Annotated in this window: 24 protein-coding genes; 13 read left to right on the top strand and 11 right to left on the bottom strand. The window is 44.1% G+C overall.

Features of this window, described 5'->3' with window-relative positions; all coding sequences use genetic code 11:
- The first annotated feature begins 31 nt into the window (after nt 1-31).
- Nucleotides 32-829 carry an alpha/beta hydrolase gene (locus AC1DP6_RS12845; RefSeq protein WP_477055181.1) on the top strand — a complete coding sequence of 266 codons (798 nt, stop codon included), beginning with the start codon at nt 32-34 and terminating at the stop codon, nt 827-829.
- Here AC1DP6_RS12845 and AC1DP6_RS12840 read toward each other — a convergent pair.
- Nucleotides 796-1,104, bottom strand: a complete 309-nt coding sequence (locus AC1DP6_RS12840; protein WP_477055180.1) for a hypothetical protein — start codon at nt 1,102-1,104, stop codon at nt 796-798. The genes AC1DP6_RS12845 and AC1DP6_RS12840 overlap by 34 nt on opposite strands.
- 16 nt (nt 1,105-1,120) lie before the next feature.
- Between AC1DP6_RS12840 and AC1DP6_RS12835 the strand changes: the two genes are divergently transcribed.
- Complete coding sequence (locus AC1DP6_RS12835; protein WP_477055179.1) at nt 1,121-1,285, top strand: hypothetical protein; 165 nt, start codon at nt 1,121-1,123, stop codon at nt 1,283-1,285.
- A 13-nt stretch (nt 1,286-1,298) separates the two neighbouring features.
- Here AC1DP6_RS12835 and AC1DP6_RS12830 read toward each other — a convergent pair whose 3' ends face one another.
- The 4 genes from AC1DP6_RS12830 to AC1DP6_RS12815 all read right to left on the bottom strand — a co-directional run bounded on the left by AC1DP6_RS12830 (nt 1,299) and on the right by AC1DP6_RS12815 (nt 4,008).
- A complete protein-coding gene (locus AC1DP6_RS12830; RefSeq protein ID WP_477055178.1) occupies nt 1,299-1,988 on the bottom strand; it encodes a DUF4272 domain-containing protein in 690 nt (229 codons plus the stop codon).
- Nucleotides 1,989-2,133: 145 nt separating this feature from the next.
- The gene (locus tag AC1DP6_RS12825) at nt 2,134-2,523 is read right to left on the bottom strand and encodes a RidA family protein (protein WP_477055177.1); all 390 of its coding nucleotides are present in this window, start codon (nt 2,521-2,523) and stop codon (nt 2,134-2,136) included.
- Nucleotides 2,524-2,649: 126 nt separating this feature from the next.
- On the bottom strand, nt 2,650-3,219 hold the full coding sequence (locus AC1DP6_RS12820; RefSeq protein WP_477055176.1) for a Crp/Fnr family transcriptional regulator: 570 nt from the start codon (nt 3,217-3,219) through the stop codon (nt 2,650-2,652).
- A 42-nt stretch (nt 3,220-3,261) separates the two neighbouring features.
- Entirely contained in the window at nt 3,262-4,008 is a 747-nt protein-coding gene (locus AC1DP6_RS12815) for a DeoR/GlpR family DNA-binding transcription regulator (RefSeq protein WP_477055175.1), read from the bottom strand.
- Between the two features lie 58 nt (nt 4,009-4,066).
- Here AC1DP6_RS12815 and nudK point away from each other — a divergent pair, with 58 nt between their 5' ends.
- Nucleotides 4,067-4,645, top strand: a complete 579-nt coding sequence (nudK, locus tag AC1DP6_RS12810) for a GDP-mannose pyrophosphatase NudK (protein ID WP_477055174.1) — start codon at nt 4,067-4,069, stop codon at nt 4,643-4,645.
- A gap of 22 nt (nt 4,646-4,667) precedes the next feature.
- Here nudK and AC1DP6_RS12805 read toward each other — a convergent pair whose 3' ends face one another.
- Nucleotides 4,668-5,039: a winged helix-turn-helix transcriptional regulator gene (locus tag AC1DP6_RS12805; RefSeq protein ID WP_477055173.1), complete on the bottom strand. Its 372-nt coding sequence runs from the start codon at nt 5,037-5,039 to the stop codon at nt 4,668-4,670.
- 187 nt (nt 5,040-5,226) lie between these two features.
- On the opposite strand from AC1DP6_RS12805, the gene AC1DP6_RS12800 reads away from it, so the two are divergent.
- Nucleotides 5,227-6,093: an NAD(P)-dependent oxidoreductase gene (locus AC1DP6_RS12800; protein WP_477055172.1), complete on the top strand. Its 867-nt coding sequence runs from the start codon at nt 5,227-5,229 to the stop codon at nt 6,091-6,093.
- Nucleotides 6,094-6,219: 126 nt separating this feature from the next.
- Nucleotides 6,220-6,993 carry an AraC family transcriptional regulator gene (locus tag AC1DP6_RS12795; RefSeq protein ID WP_477055171.1) on the top strand — a complete coding sequence of 258 codons (774 nt, stop codon included), beginning with the start codon at nt 6,220-6,222 and terminating at the stop codon, nt 6,991-6,993.
- 13 nt (nt 6,994-7,006) lie between these two features.
- On the opposite strand, the gene AC1DP6_RS12790 is transcribed toward AC1DP6_RS12795, so the two are convergent.
- Entirely contained in the window at nt 7,007-7,375 is a 369-nt protein-coding gene (locus AC1DP6_RS12790) for a winged helix-turn-helix transcriptional regulator (RefSeq protein ID WP_441574333.1), read from the bottom strand.
- A gap of 154 nt (nt 7,376-7,529) precedes the next feature.
- Between AC1DP6_RS12790 and AC1DP6_RS12785 the strand changes: the two genes are divergently transcribed.
- The 5 genes from AC1DP6_RS12785 to AC1DP6_RS12765 all read left to right on the top strand — a co-directional run bounded on the left by AC1DP6_RS12785 (nt 7,530) and on the right by AC1DP6_RS12765 (nt 11,441).
- A complete protein-coding gene (locus AC1DP6_RS12785; protein WP_477055170.1) occupies nt 7,530-8,306 on the top strand; it encodes an SDR family oxidoreductase in 777 nt (258 codons plus the stop codon).
- A gap of 163 nt (nt 8,307-8,469) precedes the next feature.
- On the top strand, nt 8,470-9,060 hold the full coding sequence (locus tag AC1DP6_RS12780; RefSeq protein WP_477055169.1) for a TetR/AcrR family transcriptional regulator: 591 nt from the start codon (nt 8,470-8,472) through the stop codon (nt 9,058-9,060).
- Nucleotides 9,061-9,084: 24 nt separating this feature from the next.
- On the top strand, nt 9,085-9,333 hold the full coding sequence (locus tag AC1DP6_RS12775) for a hypothetical protein (RefSeq protein ID WP_477025447.1): 249 nt from the start codon (nt 9,085-9,087) through the stop codon (nt 9,331-9,333).
- A 30-nt stretch (nt 9,334-9,363) separates the two neighbouring features.
- Entirely contained in the window at nt 9,364-10,629 is a 1,266-nt protein-coding gene (locus AC1DP6_RS12770) for an MFS transporter (RefSeq protein WP_477055168.1), read from the top strand.
- A 131-nt stretch (nt 10,630-10,760) separates the two neighbouring features.
- A complete protein-coding gene (locus AC1DP6_RS12765; protein WP_477055167.1) occupies nt 10,761-11,441 on the top strand; it encodes a class I SAM-dependent methyltransferase in 681 nt (226 codons plus the stop codon).
- 2 nt (nt 11,442-11,443) lie between these two features.
- Here the strand turns inward: AC1DP6_RS12765 and AC1DP6_RS12760 are convergent, their stop codons facing one another.
- On the bottom strand, nt 11,444-11,842 hold the full coding sequence (locus AC1DP6_RS12760; RefSeq protein WP_477055166.1) for a DoxX family protein: 399 nt from the start codon (nt 11,840-11,842) through the stop codon (nt 11,444-11,446).
- Between the two features lie 129 nt (nt 11,843-11,971).
- Between AC1DP6_RS12760 and AC1DP6_RS12755 the strand changes: the two genes are divergently transcribed.
- Entirely contained in the window at nt 11,972-12,955 is a 984-nt protein-coding gene (locus AC1DP6_RS12755; RefSeq protein WP_477055165.1) for a GlxA family transcriptional regulator, read from the top strand.
- Nucleotides 12,956-12,957: 2 nt separating this feature from the next.
- Here AC1DP6_RS12755 and AC1DP6_RS12750 read toward each other — a convergent pair whose 3' ends face one another.
- Entirely contained in the window at nt 12,958-13,389 is a 432-nt protein-coding gene (locus tag AC1DP6_RS12750) for a response regulator (protein WP_477055164.1), read from the bottom strand.
- A 188-nt stretch (nt 13,390-13,577) separates the two neighbouring features.
- On the opposite strand from AC1DP6_RS12750, the gene AC1DP6_RS12745 reads away from it, so the two are divergent.
- Entirely contained in the window at nt 13,578-14,849 is a 1,272-nt protein-coding gene (locus AC1DP6_RS12745) for a PQQ-dependent sugar dehydrogenase (RefSeq protein WP_477055163.1), read from the top strand.
- A gap of 33 nt (nt 14,850-14,882) precedes the next feature.
- Nucleotides 14,883-15,305, top strand: coding sequence for a secondary thiamine-phosphate synthase enzyme YjbQ (locus tag AC1DP6_RS12740; protein ID WP_441574323.1), 423 nt, complete (start codon nt 14,883-14,885; stop codon nt 15,303-15,305).
- Here the strand turns inward: AC1DP6_RS12740 and AC1DP6_RS12735 are convergent.
- The gene (locus AC1DP6_RS12735) at nt 15,285-15,539 is read right to left on the bottom strand and encodes an Ada metal-binding domain-containing protein (RefSeq protein ID WP_477055162.1); all 255 of its coding nucleotides are present in this window, start codon (nt 15,537-15,539) and stop codon (nt 15,285-15,287) included. The genes AC1DP6_RS12740 and AC1DP6_RS12735 overlap by 21 nt on opposite strands.
- A 9-nt stretch (nt 15,540-15,548) precedes the next feature.
- Nucleotides 15,549-16,262, bottom strand: coding sequence for a 2OG-Fe(II) oxygenase (locus AC1DP6_RS12730; protein ID WP_477055161.1), 714 nt, complete (start codon nt 16,260-16,262; stop codon nt 15,549-15,551).
- Between the last annotated feature and the right edge of the window lie 58 nt (nt 16,263-16,320).

Below are 16,320 nucleotides of genomic sequence, written 5' to 3'. Positions count from 1 at the left end.
TTGGAACGGCTTTGTTGTGTATATTAGTACGATGAAGATCATCTGGAAAATAGCCGGTATATTATTATTGCTCTATGTAGCGGTGTGCATACTTGTATACTTCATCCAGGAGCATTTACTTTTTTTTCCTAAGAAGTTACCGGCAGACTATAGCTTTCACTTTCATCAGCCTTTTGAAGAGCAGCAGATCCGTATGAATGACGGCATTTTGCTGCATGGGTTGTTGTTTAAAAGAGATTCCGCCAAAGGATTGATTTTTTATCTGCATGGCAATGCCGGCGCCCTCGATACCTGGGGAGAAGTAGCGGCTACGTATACACGTTTACGATATGACGTGTTTATTTTTGATTACCGGGGCTATGGAAAAAGCGGCGGCAACATTAAAAGTGAAACACAGTTTTATGAAGATGCACAGACAGTATATGATAGTATGAAGAGAATTTACCCGGAAAATAAAATTACCATCCTGGGCTATTCTGTTGGTACCGGCACTGCTGCGAAACTGGCGGCTGCAAACCATCCACAACGACTTATATTGCAGGCACCTTATTACAGCATGACGGATATGGCGAACCATCAGTATCCTTTTCTACCTTCTTTTATCTTAAAATATCCTTTTTCTACTTACAAATATGTACAGGCTACTACTGCACCGATCACTATTTTTCATGGAGATCAGGATGAGGTGATTTATTATGAGTCATCTGCAGTGAAGCTGAAAGCTTGTTTGAAGCCTGCGGATACGCTCATAACGCTACACGGGCAGGGACATAACGGGATGACGGAGAACCCGGATTATAAAGCGGCATTGGGGCGGATATTGGAATAGAAATAATCGGTGATAATGTAGTGATCAAGTCCCATGATATCGATGGAGATGGGTTCATCCGGTAGCGCTTCCAGGTCGTTGATCACGCAACCTCCTGCAGGATGAAGAAAGTATCCATTTTCCAGTTGTATACTTAATTTTAATTGCTGCCAGCTAAGGTGGTGTGTCTCTTGATGATTGTTAAGTTTATGTACAGTCTTTTGAACAGAGAAGATGTAATATTCATTTGGCTCAAAGATGCCTTGCACACAGCCCATACTAATGTCACCGGGCATTAAATAAGTTTCACCAATGAGTTACAGGGATGAATTGTTTAAGTTGTACGCTTTTCTTTTTGATGGAAATGATGTGATGGATAAGGACAACTATAAAGAGGAGTACCGGTACGAGAGTGCTGATTTTAATGTGTTTAAAAAGATGGTGTCGGACCGGTATCCAGGTATTGCTGTTATATAGTGAAAGCATTATCTCAGGTGGAAGTATCTGTATCATCCCAGTCTGTAATGCTCGAAAATCTTCGTAACCAGTTAAGTGCTCTATGTCTTTCCAATATAGCCGTGCTATGTAGTTTGGCAATATTCTCTTTTCCACTGAAATATAAATCCCGGAGATGGGCGGTGCCGAGTTCGTTGAAAATATTCTCCAGGTATATGTCCGTTTTATCAATCAGTACCAGACCATTCAAAAAAGCAGTAGGATCTTTTAGTAATCTGGGAACAGCATTCATAAAACTATCTACTTCCTCATGGGAAAGTTCTCCAGTTGGCGATGGCTTTTCTTTTACGATTCCAAGAGCCCAGGCAAGTATATAGGCAGCTTCTATTCTCCAGGAAAATTTAGATAACCTGTCTGGATCATCGGCTAAACTTCCCTCAAAAAGCTCTTTTTCATTCTGGCTTACATCTTCCCATAAGTTTATTTCTTTGAGCCAGCTCATAAGCTTGGCGGCATTCTGCGTTTCGTGAGCGCCGGATTGGGCAACGTACACGACAGCATAAAGAATGATCATCCGTTTACCTGCTTCGTTTGCAGTGGCAAATTCTTCGTGTGAATAATCCAGGTAAGGAAGATGGGTAACTTCAATATCTATCATGAACTTTTTGAGTCGTGTTTCCAGCGTTTCTTTTCGGGAAAGGAGTTCTTGTGTTGCAATTGTCATCAGTATATAGGGATATGTTGCAATATACTACTTGTATTCCTATGCAGCAATCACCTTCATGTCTTTTTTCTTAGCGTATTCTAGTTCAAAAAATACCAAAGGCCTGGTACAATACCAGGCCTTTGTCTTCTAATACGTTTAATAATTATTTCACAACAGTCGCTTCAAATTCAACTTTTAATGTTTCAAAAAGACTTTTCACTTCGAACAACGTAAGCGCCTGTTTAACACTATGCTTTGCTATCCAATCCTGAAAAAGATCAAAGCAGGTAAAAAATTCTGCTGATGAAGTGGTATAGACGTTTAACCGCACGATGCCGCTGCATTCGTACCCGGCTTCGCTGATCACCTGTTCCAGGTTTTGCAGGGCCAGTGTTAACTGGGTTTGCATGTCATCGGTACTGGAACGCCCGTCTGGGTGTACTGCCGCCTGTCCTGCACAATAGAGGGTACCTGTTGTTTGTTTTACTTCAACAGCCTGCACATAGCTACGCTCATCCTGCCATTTCCACGGATTAATTACTTTTTTTTCCATTGGTTTGCTTTTTTGTTTGTGCCACTGCAGAGACAACAATTAATAAATTGTACATGGCAAAGGTGAGGCATAATAGGGCATCTTTTGTGTGACAAATATCACAATTACAAACCGATGGAAACAACGTTAAGCCGAACGCCAAATTCGGCTGAGGGTTTCACGCGAAATGCCCAGGTAGGAAGCCAGAAGTGTTTTAGGTACTCTTTGAGACAGGGAAGGATATCGTTTCAGAAGTTGTTCGTAACGTTCTTTTGCATTGGAGGTCAGGAAAGACAAAATGCGTTGCTGTGATCCAATATGGCCACCGTTTGCTTTTTTAAGAAAAAAATGCTCCATCTTTTGGAGACCTGCACATAAGTTTTGATAGTCTGGTAGCGAAAGACAGAACACGTCGGTGTCTTCCAGGCATTGTAAAGACATAGTGGCTTTAGTTTGGGTGTAAAAAGCGAGGAAATCAGTTTCCCACCAGTCTTCCATGGCAAATGAAACAATATGCTGCTTCCCCGAATCGTCGTTATATATGAGCATTAACAGGCCCGAGACTACAAAATAAGTATACTTTACGCTTTCACCTTCCTGTATAAGAAAATCTCTTTTTTTATATTTTTCAATGGTGAAATGAGCCGCTACAAACGCAAATTCCTCATCTGTGAGCGGGACTATTTTTTCTATATGTTTTCGTAGTAGCTCCTGCATGTATTTATTTTTTTTAGCGGTTCATCCATTTTTAAACGCGTCCTACACACCCATTACTTTCACACCTTTCTTCTTACAATATTTCAACTCCGCCGGATCAGCATCCGTTACAATGGCGTACACCATTTCCAGTGGGGCAAACCTTAAGTAGGAAGGCTTATCTATTTTACCGGCGTCACATAGCAGGTAGGTTTGTGTGCTTTGTGCGGCCAATGCGAGGGCAATAGCTGCTTCCTTTTCGCTGTGCGCAAATAATCCCTGCGCGGATATGCCATCTACACCAATAAAAGCTTTACCTGCCTGGTATCTTTGGATATGTTCTATGGCCATGCTGCCATGAATGGCTTGTCGCTCTGCATCATATTCGCCGCCAATGATGTTCAGGGATACCTGGCTGTTTTGCAGCTCGCTGATTACAGGCATGGAGTTGGTGATGACTTTGATCCTTTTGCCTTTAATGAACTGGCATAAGCGGAAAACGGTGCTACCACAGTCCATGAAGATAATATCGCCATCATTGATTTGTGCAGCAGCTTTGCTGCAGATTTTATCTTTCGCGGCCTGGTTGACAGCAGCCTTATTAATAAACCGGTGTGGCATTTCCGGCTGTGTTACGGGGATAGCGCCGCCATGGGTACGATAGAGCAGGCCATGATCCGATAGCTGGTTCAGGTCTCTGCGGATGGTGATCTCCGAAATACCCAGCGATTGCGCCAGGGCTTTGGTATCTACCTCGCCCTGTGCGGATAGTTGCGCCAGAATTTTTTGCTTTCTTAACTGGAAATTCATTTTAAATCTTTAACTTGATCAAAAATAAACAAAAACGATCAAAAACGATCAATTTAATATGAAAGAGATAAAGATCCTCGAAACAACAATCCTGTCTGACAACTGGTATGTACTGAAAAAGATCAGCTATGAAGCGAAGGGAAATGATGGGATAGTAGTACGGCAGGAGCGCGAAGCATACGACAGGGGTAATGGGGCTACCATCTTATTATATAATAAAGAAAATAAAACCGTAATACTCACCCGGCAGTTCCGCATGCCTACTTATATAAATGGCAACGACACTGGTATGATGATAGAGTGTTGTGCAGGGTTGCTGGACCAGGATAATCCGGAAGCATGTATACGCCGGGAAACCATGGAGGAAACGGGTTATAATATAACTGATGTGCGCAAGGTATTTGAAGCGTATATGTCACCGGGCTCTGTAACTGAGATATTATATTTTTTCGCGGCCGCCTATTCCAAAGACCAGCAGGTACATGCCGGCGGCGGACTAGAAGAAGAGCAGGAGAACATTGAAGTACTGGAATTACCCTTTACAACAGCTATGGATATGATCCGGACAGGGGAAATAAAGGATGGGAAAACCATTATGCTGCTGCAGTACGCAGCCATCAATAACCTGTGCGGCTAACGAAATTATAAGCGATCGTGTTTTAATTAGCCGCCAGATAAGCAGTACGTGCGCCCGCGATCAGGTAGGGTTTCTTTTCTTTGCCCCATTGCGACATGGCATTGATCAGCGGCAGCGTACTCATACCTACTTCTGTGAGATAGTATTCTACTTTTAACGGCGTACCGGGATATATCTTTTTATAGAGTACGCCCAGGTCTTCCAGCTCCTTCAGGTGCATAGTAATGACGCGCAAACTGGCGCCTTCAGTTTCCATTTGCCGGTGAATTTCACTGGGCCGCCTGATGCCATCGTGGATAGATTCAATGATCCAGGCTTTCCATTTACCTCCCATTACTTTCATACATACACTGATGCCACAGTCCAGGTTCTCTGGTATTTTTTTCTCGTACATGCGTTGATATTTGTGATGAAGATAGCTTTTTTAAAGAAGCAGATATCCCTGGGCAGACTGCCTCCCCGCAAAGTCGCCACAGTAGGATAGTGAAAAATTTTTCCATGCCCGAATCTTTTTTCCCATATTGTTAGCGGCCGCTATTGTGGTGAGATTTGCGTCATTGTAAACATTTAAAATGAATACTATGAACGTAGATAAAAACGTCTCTGTGATAGGTTTGGGCCCCATGGGATTTGTATTGGCACGTACCTTACTGGATAATGGATATAAGGTAACGGCATGGAATCGTACAGCGGAAAAAGCAGCGTCCCTGCTGCAGGATGGGGCGGTATTTGCCGCGGATGCAGCAGCAGCCGTGCAGGCAAGCCCCGTTGTTATCACCTGTTTGAATAGTTATGAGGTCACCCGCAGCGTGCTGGAAACAGTCGGAGCAAACCTGCGTGGCCGGCTACTGCTGGAACTCACCACCGGCACACCGCAGGATGCCAGGAATGCGGAAACGTGGGCTGTTTCTCATGGCGCCGATTATCTGGATGGTGCTTTGCTGGCTACACCAAGACAAATAGGTAAAGCAGATACCCCCATTTTTATAGCAGGAAGTAAGGTCGCCTATGAACGTGGAGAAGCGATACTCAAAGTGCTGGGCGGAAACAGTATGTATATGGGAGACGCTGTGGGAGCTGCAGCAGCATGGGATCTGTCCATACTATCCAGTTTGTTCGGATTGATCGCCGGCTTCCTGCAGGGCGCCAGGATTTTTGAATCGGAGAAACTGCCTGTGAATGAATTGGGTAATATGATCAACCTGATCGCGCCTGTGTTGGGAGAAATGGTAAGACATGAAGGAGTTGTAATCACCAACAACGATTATGGCCATCCTCAAAGCGCCCTGAAAACCTGTATCGTATCGATGGATTTAATGATAAAACAGGCACAGGAAGCGGGTATCACTTCGGAGGTGCCCAACTTCCTCCAGCAGTTGATGAACAAAGGAATAAAGGCAGGATATGGAGAGGAGCAATTGGGCGCATTGATAAAAGCCATGCGATAGTTAACAAGCTTTAGTCTTACAGTCAGCTGCATTATTTTCACACCGCAGGCGGGCAGCCAATGGAAATAATGCAGCTGACTGTAAGGCTAAATTTTGTTTATCTTCACAGGCGAAATCTCGTGTGATATGAAAATGGAACGTCATCTTCCGATTGCTGTTCTCCGGCCTTTTGTCAAAGCTTTTCTTCTTATTGAAAGCAGCGAAGGGATGGAGAATACAACATTACCGGATACGTCTGTTGTCATGAGTTTCCGGGTGAAAGGTGCCGTGAGCCATATCACCCAAACGTTGACGAATCAACTGCCGGAAGCAGCGTTAAGCGGACTTAGAAAATCGGCTCGTCTGCTGAAATATGAACCCAATACGGCTAATCTGTTGGTGGTATTCCAGGAAGGTGGCGCTACTGCTTTTTTTAAAACGCCATTACACGAATTGTTTGAAGCACAACAACCACTGGATGATGTGATTCGTGTGCATAAAATCAGGGAAGTGGAGGAGCGCTTGAGTGAAGCCACAGATGATCAGCAACGGATAGCAATCGTAGAGGCGTTCCTGTTAGCCGAATTAAGAACACAATCGCCTGATTTGCTGGTGAGTCATGCTGTACAGCAGATGAAAGATACCAACGGAAATATAAAGATAAAGTCGCTGGCGGCGGACTTATTCATCAGCCAGGATGCATTTGAAAAAAGGTTCCGGCGTAGCGTAGGCAGTACACCCAAGCAGTTTTCAGCCATTGTGAGATTAAGACATCTGCTGGACCATTATTCTGAAGCAGAGAGTTTGACGGAAGCCGCTTATAATGCCGGGTATTTTGATCAGGCGCATTTTATTAAAGACTTTAAAGCATTTACAGGGCAAACACCACAGGCATTTTTTAAGAATGAAACATGGTGGTAATGCTATGCTGCTATTATACCGCTGTAGCCTCCAGTTTCTTCGCCATGAGCTGTTCAAAAACATCCTGGTAATCCTCTCCCCATTTATCCATCGCATCTACTACCGGTAATAAAGATTCGCCAAACGCGGTGAGTGAATATTCTACTTTAGGCGGTAATTCATGAAATATAGTACGCTGAACAATACCATGGAATTCCAATTCCCGCAGCTGCAAATCCAATACCCGTCTGCTGGCGCTGGGCATGGCACGCTGCAGTTCACTGGGTCTTTTTACGCCTTTGTTAATAAGATACACCAGGTAAGATTTCCACTTGCCACCAATAATTTCCATGATAATCGCCATGCCACATGCAAAACTTTTTGGGATTTTTTTTTCATACATACCTATCTGCTTTTTAATAAGGACAAAATTATCCTTATTCCGTGAATAGTGGGCATAGGGATAAAATTTTCCGTATAGGAAGATAATATCCGTTATTGTTCTGTTCCCCGGAWCTGCGTCACTTTGCGGTATTATTTATCAAAAAAACAAGTATATGACGACAACCAATTATACCGGGAAAAAGGTAGTAGTGACAGGCGGTACACATGGAATGGGAATGGCTACAGTGAAAATGCTGATAGCAGGAGGAGCAGAAGTATTGCTCACAGGTAACAATCCAAAGAACTTCGAAGCCGCGCAGCTGGAGTTGGGTCCGGCAGTACACATCGTGAAATCCGATACCAGTAGTCTGCATGACATTGACGCGCTGAAACGCATAGTAGAAGAGAAGTTGGGACAAATTGATTTCCTTTTTATCAATGCCGGTTTTTCGATGCTGGAGCCTTTTGACCTGGTAACAGAAGCTACCTATGACAAAACGTTTGCCATCAACACCAAAGGGGCGTTCTTCACCTTACAGCGACTGGCGCCTTTGATCAAAGATCATGGTGCTATTGTATTGACTACTTCTATTGCCAATCAGTCGGGCTATGCAGGGATGAGCGTATATGCCGGCGCGAAGGCAGCGCTGGCATCATTTGTAAAAGGGTTTGCGGCTGAACTGTTGCCCCGCAGCATCCGGGTGAATGCAGTAAGTCCGGGTTTCATACACACGCCTACTATGGGCGTTTCCGGCGCCTCAAAAGAAGATCTGCTGGCATTTGAAAAGCTTGGAGATGAGGTGACTCCCCTGAAACGGAATGGGAGGGCAGAAGAGGTCGCAAAAGCGGTGTTGTTCCTGGCCTTTGATGCTACGTTCACCACCGGGGAAGAAATCACTGTAGATGGCGGTCTTTCCAAAAAGCTCACGCCGCCGGACCTGTCTCACTAAAAAAAAGTAAGGCTGACTAAGCCACTTAAAGCCACTTACGCTTACTCAGCCTCACTTTTAAGCCGGTTCCCTACAGACATAATTTTGTATGGAGCCGGTAATTTTTCAAAAAAAAGCATAAAATATTTTTAAATGAGCAAATGCTCACTTATATTTGTGYCGGATGAGATACAGAGATGAAAATAAACAGCAGGCCATTCGGGATTCCGCCATTGAGATGGTGGCGAAGGATGGACTGGAGAATTTCGGGATCAATCGCCTGGCAAAAGCAGCGGGTGTATCTCCGGCTACTATTTACATCTACTATAAAGATAAAGAAGACCTGCTCACCAGTATCAGCATTGAAGAAGGCATTAAGATGACCCGTGCAACGCTGAAGGGATTTAGCCCGGAAATGTCATTTAAAGATGGTCTTTGGTGTCAGTGGAAAAATCGGGCGGAGTATGCATTAGATAACCATAAATCTGCCGCTTTTTTTGACCAGCTACGCAACTCTGCCTACAAGGAAAAAATGTTGGAAACTATTACCGATGAGTTTCAGCGAAACATGGGTGATTATGTGGAGAATGCGGTAACCCGTGGCGAAATAGAGCGCATGCCCCTGGAAGTATATTGGTCAGTAGCATTTGCGCCACTCTATTCCCTGATAAAATTTCATAACGAAGGTCAAAGTCTTGGCGGCCGTAAATTTAAGTTCTCCGAAAAGATCATGAAAGAAACATTCGACTGCGTGATAAAAGGCTTATCGAAATAGCTATTTTTTTTGTCAAATTAATAAATGAGCGCTTGCTTATATAAGATGAATACAGCACAACATATTCTTGTTTTCAAAACGAATATCGCAACAGTGGAAGACCGCTCAAAAGTGGCGCAGGTACTGGATCGGCAGCCGTTTATCGAGAAATGGACCGTGGACCTGGAAGATGTGGATTGCGTACTCAGAGTCGTAGCTGCTGAACCGGCAACAGATAACATCATAGCACTGGTGCATGCCAGCGCGTATGAATGTGCAGAGCTGGAAGACTAATCACTTTCTTTATCCGTCAATATCCTTTACATGAAACAAACAGCTACTTTTTCGTCTCATCAGAAACTGGTGGTTGCCCTATTGGCACTCACGCAGTTTACCGTCATACTGGATTTTATGGTGATGTCGCCATTAGGAGATATGCTCATGAAATCTATGAGTATAAAACCTAACCAGTTTGGTTTTATTGTATCTGCCTATGCTTTCAGCGCCGGTATCTCCGGGTTGCTGACCGCTGGTTTTGCAGATCGTTTTGACCGTAAAAAATTACTGGTATTTTTTTACGTAGGCTTTATTATCGGTACGCTTTGTTGCGGCCTGGCCAACACCTACTACACTATGGTGGCAGCAAGGATTGTAACGGGTTTATTCGGTGGTGTGATAGGTTCTATTTCTCTGGCTATTATCACCGATCTTTTTGACCTCTCCCAACGTGGCCGTGTGATGGGCTTTGTACAAATGGCCTTCGGTGCCAGCCAGGTACTGGGGATTCCCATTGGCTTATATCTTGCTAATGCATGGGGTTGGGAAGCACCTTTCTTCCTGGTGGCCGGCATGGCTTTGATAGTGTTGCTACTGATCAGTATCAAACTGGAACCTATTATAGCACATCTGGCCGTACAACGGGACAAAAGTGCCTATAAGCATCTGTTGCACACCGTGGCGAAAAGAGATTATCGTATAGGCTTCACCGCTACTGCGCTGATGTCTATTGGTGGTTTTATGATGATGCCCTTTGGGAGTGCTTTCGCTATCAATAATCTGCATATCACGCAACAGCAATTACCTTTGTTATTTATGGTATCGGGAGTAGGCGCCCTGTTCATTATGCCGCTTCTCGGCAAGTTGAGTGATAAGATAGATAAATTTTTACTTTACACTGTCGCTGCCGTATACATGATGGTGATTGTGCTGATCTACACTCATCTTACTCCACAACCACTCTGGATCATCATGACCTTAAACGTATTGATGATGGGTGGTATCATGGGGCGTATGATTCCTTTCACCGCACTGACCACAGGTATCCCCGATCTGGCCGACAGAGGTGCATTCATGAGTGTCAACTCTTCCCTGCAACAGGTAGCAGGCGGTATTGCAGCCGTAATTGCCGGCATGATTGTATCTCAGAAAGATAAATTCAGTCCGCTGGAACATTATGATACATTGGGTTGGGTAATTATAGGGCTAACGATTCCCTGTATTTTATTGGTATATCGTGTAAGTAAACTGGTAAAAGCTAAGCTTGCACGTGGTGCGGCCGTAGTAAATATGCCCGTTCCAACTGAAGTTTAATCCGATGTTTAATCCAATGAAAGGACTACCGCATAAACGGTAGTCCTTTCATGTTTTTGGGAATAAAATAAGCTGCTAATGATTGCTATTTACAAGGCCAATGCGTATCTTGTTACACACCCAAATTACTTATGCCTTTACTCCCTGAAAAAGACCTGATATGGTCTGCAGTAGTCGCTAATTCCAGTATGAACCGCGACCGGAATGCCAGCGGTATTAACAGCTATGAAAAGGAATTTAAATTTATTCCTGCCCGTTTTCTGGAACAAAAAATACGGGAAAACGGTGCTGCCACGTGGTTGGATTTATGTTGTGGCAGCGGCTTTGCCTTGGTTCAAACTTATATCGATTTAGCCCGAAAAGGATTACAACAACAAGTACAATTAAAGGGAATTGATTTACTGGATACCTTTCCACCGGAAGCGGAAAACCGCGTAAGACTCACATTCGAAGTGACGTCTGTAGTGGACTGGCAACCGGATAAATCTTATGACCTCATCACCTGTTCACATGGGTTGCATTACCTGGGCGATAAGTTAAAAGTAATCGCCATGGCGTGTAGTGCGTTAACTACAAACGGATATTTTGTTGCTCATCTCGATGCACAAAATATAATGCTGCCCAAGGATATTTTATTGAAGAAATTATTGAAGGAACAGGGCATCCAGTATAATAGTCGCACCCGGATCATCAGTCGCACCGGCCCACTGGTCTTTAGCACCGGCCTTCTATATCTCGGTGYGGATGATCAGGCAGGACCCAACTACACCGGGCAGGGCGCCGTTAATTCTTATTATAATTTACCCCTGTAACTTTATGCTACATTCAATTGGCTGCTGACTTTATCTTTGGCTGCAGCCAGCTTATGATAGAAAATATAAGAACCGAAAATCAGGACATATCCTATCAGAATCGGCGCCCATTGTGAAGCCGGGTCGCCAACAGAGAAGCTGGAATACATCGCACCGGTGAGATCAAAGAAAAGACCGGCATACGCCCATTCTTTGAGTTTTGGGTAGCCGGGGATAAGAATGGCAATGATGCCCATTATTTTTGCCAGTCCCAGGAATGGCAACAGATACATCGGATAGCCTAAGTGTTTAAACATGGTTTGCGCTTCCGGTATGCTGATCAGATCAGGTACTGCTCCCAGGACAATTAAGGCCGACAATATGCCGGTAAAGATCCAGTAGATAATTTTTGTCTTTTTCATATTTTTATAAGGGTTTAATGTTGATATGATGGTACAATTCAAAAGTACACTACCTATTAAATTCATGATGGGGGTATAAACGACTTAAAAAGGGTTGATTCCGACAATCTTTTATCTTAGATTTGGTATATGAAGCAGATATCTATTCTCGTTCCCAAAGGCGCCGTTGCACTCAGCTGCATTGAAGGATCTTTTGTTGCTTTTACGAAAGCGAATGACTTCCTGGAAAGCCTGGGAAGACCTGCCTTATTCAATGTAAAGCTGATAGGGCTCACAAAAGAAGCACAGGTATATGACCGGCTTTTCAGGGTAACTCCCGATGCACTGATTACAGAGGATCACAAAGCAGACCTGATCATTATTCCTGCGGTAAACGGAGAGCGGGAGGAAGTCATTGCACAGAATAAGGACTTCTATCCCTGGATTGTACAGCAACATAAGGCCGGTGCAGAAGTGGCTAGTCTTTGCGTAGGCGCCTTCTTACTGGCTTCTACCGGTTTGTTAGATGGCAGGCGTTGTTCTACACACTGGCTGGCGGCAGCAGAGTTCAGGGCCATGTTTCCACAAATAGAACTGGTTTCTGAAAAAATCATCACAGATGAATTTGGCATTTATTCCAGTGGTGGAGCTAATTCTTTCTGGAATCTCCTGATATACCTGATAGAGAAATATACAGACAGAGATATGGCCATTCTGGCTTCCAAATATTTTGAAATAGAAATAGACAGGGACAGTCAGTCCTGCTTTACCATATTCAAAGGACAGCGGGAACATCAGGATGAATCAGTGAAACAGGCGCAGGAATTTATAGAACAGAACTTCATGGAGAAGATAACAGTAGAACAGTTGTCTTCTATGTTTGCCGTTGGCCGCAGGAGTCTCGAAAGACGATTTAAAAAAGCCACCAGCAATACCGTATCTGAATACATCCAACGGGTAAAAGTGGAAGTAGCGAAAAAAAGTTTTGAAAGCAGTCGGAAAAATATCAACGAAATTATGTGGGAGGTGGGATATTCTGATACAAAGGCTTTCCGGACGATTTTCAAAAAGACAACGGGTTTGTCACCACTCGAGTATAGGAATAAATATAATAAAGGAGCTGTTAAAGCATAAACTTACATATCTGAGCTGGCAGGATGAGAGAATAACTTCTGCCAGCTGCCTTCGAGTACACCTTTCAGCATACTGCAAAGCTCCTGGAAAGTGTTGGGCTTGGTCAGGAACAGCTTAGCTCCCAAACGCAGCGCATCTTCCATATCTTCCTTCATATCAGAAGTACTGAGTATAATAATATTGGTAATCTTGTGTTGCAGTATTTTTTTCAATTCTACCAGGCATTCTCTCCCATTCATCAGTGGCATATTAAAGTCGAGGAAAATAAAATCAGGTGTGGTGATTTTGTTTTCCTGGAACAATGCGAGCGCCTGAATTCCACTATCACAAATATGTGTTTCTATAACAGGTGAAATATTATTGATAGCTTCCTGGAAGAAGTTCCTGTCATCTGCATCATCGTCTATGATCATTATTTGTTGCGGCTTCATCATGGTTAAAATTTAAACATTATGGATTTCCATTCTCATTGTTACTATAGCGGTGGGCAAATATGAAGATAAAGAAAAATGTGTGACCGTTCGAATTAAATATTTTGTAATGCGTACAGCAGACTTCGTTAGGCAGGTGCTCATGGCGTAAATATTGTGATGGTATAGTGATTACCTTGAAAATTTACCCCATGAAGAAAGAACTGTTATCACTGTTTTTATTATATATTACGCAGGCGCTCGCTGCGCAGGATACGGCTCTTCTGCCACAGCCGTACGCGACCAAATCGCATATGAATTACAGCCATGTAAAAGGATGGGAGGAAGGGGAAGCTCCCGTGGCGCCGGCAGGCTTTCGCGTTACCTTATATGCCGCTGGTTTTGACAATCCCCGGTGGATGTATGAGTTGCCCAATGGTGATATACTGGTCGCCTCCTCCAACAGTAATCATACTTTTCTGACGAAGATAGGCGCCACTATAGTGGGCGCCAACAAATCCAACAGTATGAAACATAGTGTGGACCGTATTACCCTGTTAAGGGATGCGAACCACGATGGTATCCCTGAATTTCGCAGCACCTTCCTCGAAGGTTTAGAACAGCCATTCGGTATGCTCTTAATCGGGCAATATTTTTATGTGGCCAACACCAACGCCTTATTACGATACACATATGAAACAGGCAGTACAAAGCTCACCGGTACGCCGGAAAAAATACTGGACTTGCCGGCAGGTAAAGTAAACCGGCACTGGACCCGTAACCTCATCGCCAATAAAGAACAAACTAAAATATACATTGCTGTGGGATCAGGAACTGACCATGCAGAGAAAGGTATCGGGAATGAAAAATTAAGGGCCGGCATCCTTGAAATAAATCCCGATGGCACCGGTTTGCGCATATACGCGTCAGGTTTGAGAAACCCCGTAGGGATGGGCTGGGCGCCGGGATCTTCCACCTTATGGGTGGCGGTGAATGAAAGAGATAAATTAGGCGACAACCTGGTACCTGATTATCTCACCAGCGTACAGGAAGGTGGTTTTTACGGGTGGCCATGGTCTTATTACGGATCACATCCTGACCCCAGAGTAAAAGAGCCTGCACCTGTATCCCTGAGTAATGCTATTATCCCGGATGTTCCGTTGGGGGCGCATACTGCTTCTTTAGGGCTGTTGTTTTATACAGGAGATAAATTCCCGCAACGATATCACCATGGTGCGTTTATCGCTCAGCATGGCTCCTGGAACAGGAAACCCATATCTGGTTATAAGGTGCTGTTTGTACCTTTTGCGAACGGCAAGCCTGCAGGTAAGCCGGAAGACTTTTTAACCGGCTTTGTGAAAGATGCCAGGAATTCAGTGGTGCGGGGACGTCCCGTAGGATTGCTCCAAACGAAAGATGGCGCACTGTTGTTAACAGATGATAAAACCAACCGGATCTGGCGTGTGGTGTATGGTCAGCCATGAAATTATTATCTTGCAACCTCTTAAACAACCGGCATGAAAATATTCCAGCAGCCTATACAACTGCATCAACGAAAGAGAGGATTTCATATTATCACCGCGGAACTCGTGCAGGGGTTTCCACAACTCGCCGAAATAAAAACAGGTATGTTACAGGTATTCATTCAGCATACGTCTGCAGGACTCACCATTAATGAAAATGCAGATCCTACGGTAAGACTGGACTTTGAAATGTACTTCAACAAAACAGTACCGGAGAATGATCCGGAATATTTACATGATGATGAAGGGTCAGATGATATGCCGGCTCACCTGAAAGCAGCATTGCTGGGTAATGCTGTGATGATCCCTATTCGCAATGGTCGTCTGGCACTGGGCACCTGGCAGGGTGTATATTTATGCGAACACCGTAACTACGGAGGACCGCGTAATTTGATGCTAACGGCGTGGGGAGAGTGATGCTTTCCATGCTTTGTATGCCGCCCGCATACAATGCCCGCAAGGGCGGTACCCATTTTCCTTCGCTTCGGCTTCATCTGCAAAGAAAACACGGTTAGCCGTTTTCATTCGTCTGCCGGATGCACAGGAAAGGGTACCATATATGTGGAGTGATTGATTTCCGCCCAGCTTAATTCCACCGCGGTGAATGAGCCGCCTCAGTGATAGGGGAGTTAGTTTTTCGTGATAAAACATCGCTTTATTTTAACTCAGTGCATCATGAAAAATAATCCCTAACGTATGCCGGTTGCCGCTATGGACCGGACTTACCCCATGTTTCATATTTACCCGGTAATAGCCTTTACTACCTTTCACGGGACGGAAGTTGGTGGTGAATATTAACATATCTCCCCGTTTAGGCTTGAGTACATTTGCTTTGGATTGCGCCCTGGGGATTTGTTCGGTGAGTACAAATTCACCACCCGTGTAATCTTCTTCCGGCTCATTTAAAAATAACACTACCTGCATCGGAAAATAAATGTCTCCATACAAATCCTGGTGAAGTGTATTAAATCCATCCTTCCCGTATTTCAATATGAGGATAGTGGGTTTGGTCTGGCCATTATCATGGCAGTATTGTTTTAGTTCCGTATGTGTAGCCGGGAATTTTTTATCGATGTTCAATACTTCCATCCATTTATTAGCTACGGGCGCAATGAAAGGATATACTGTTTCACGGATGCTGGTAATGATGTCTGGTAGCGGATATTGAAAGTATTTATATTCTCCTTTGCCGAAACGGTAACGTTCCATCACAATGGTTTTACGATAGGTATTATCAGCATTGTAGGCGCTGATGAGTGCCTTACATTCCGTTTTGGTCAGCGCGTTTTCTACGAGGGCGTAGCCCTGTTCCAGTAATTGATCCGTTGTGTGCTGCCAGTTGTGCGACAACAGACGGTTAGTGATATTTTCCATCTGATACAATTTGTATTGAAGTGTAAAATTAGCACGGAGTACTACCACAGAAAACCCG

Source organism: Chitinophaga sp. 01L420, from assembly GCF_056399985.1.
Note: the sequence above shows the minus strand (reverse complement) of the source record. Positions and strands in the feature narration are given on the sequence as shown.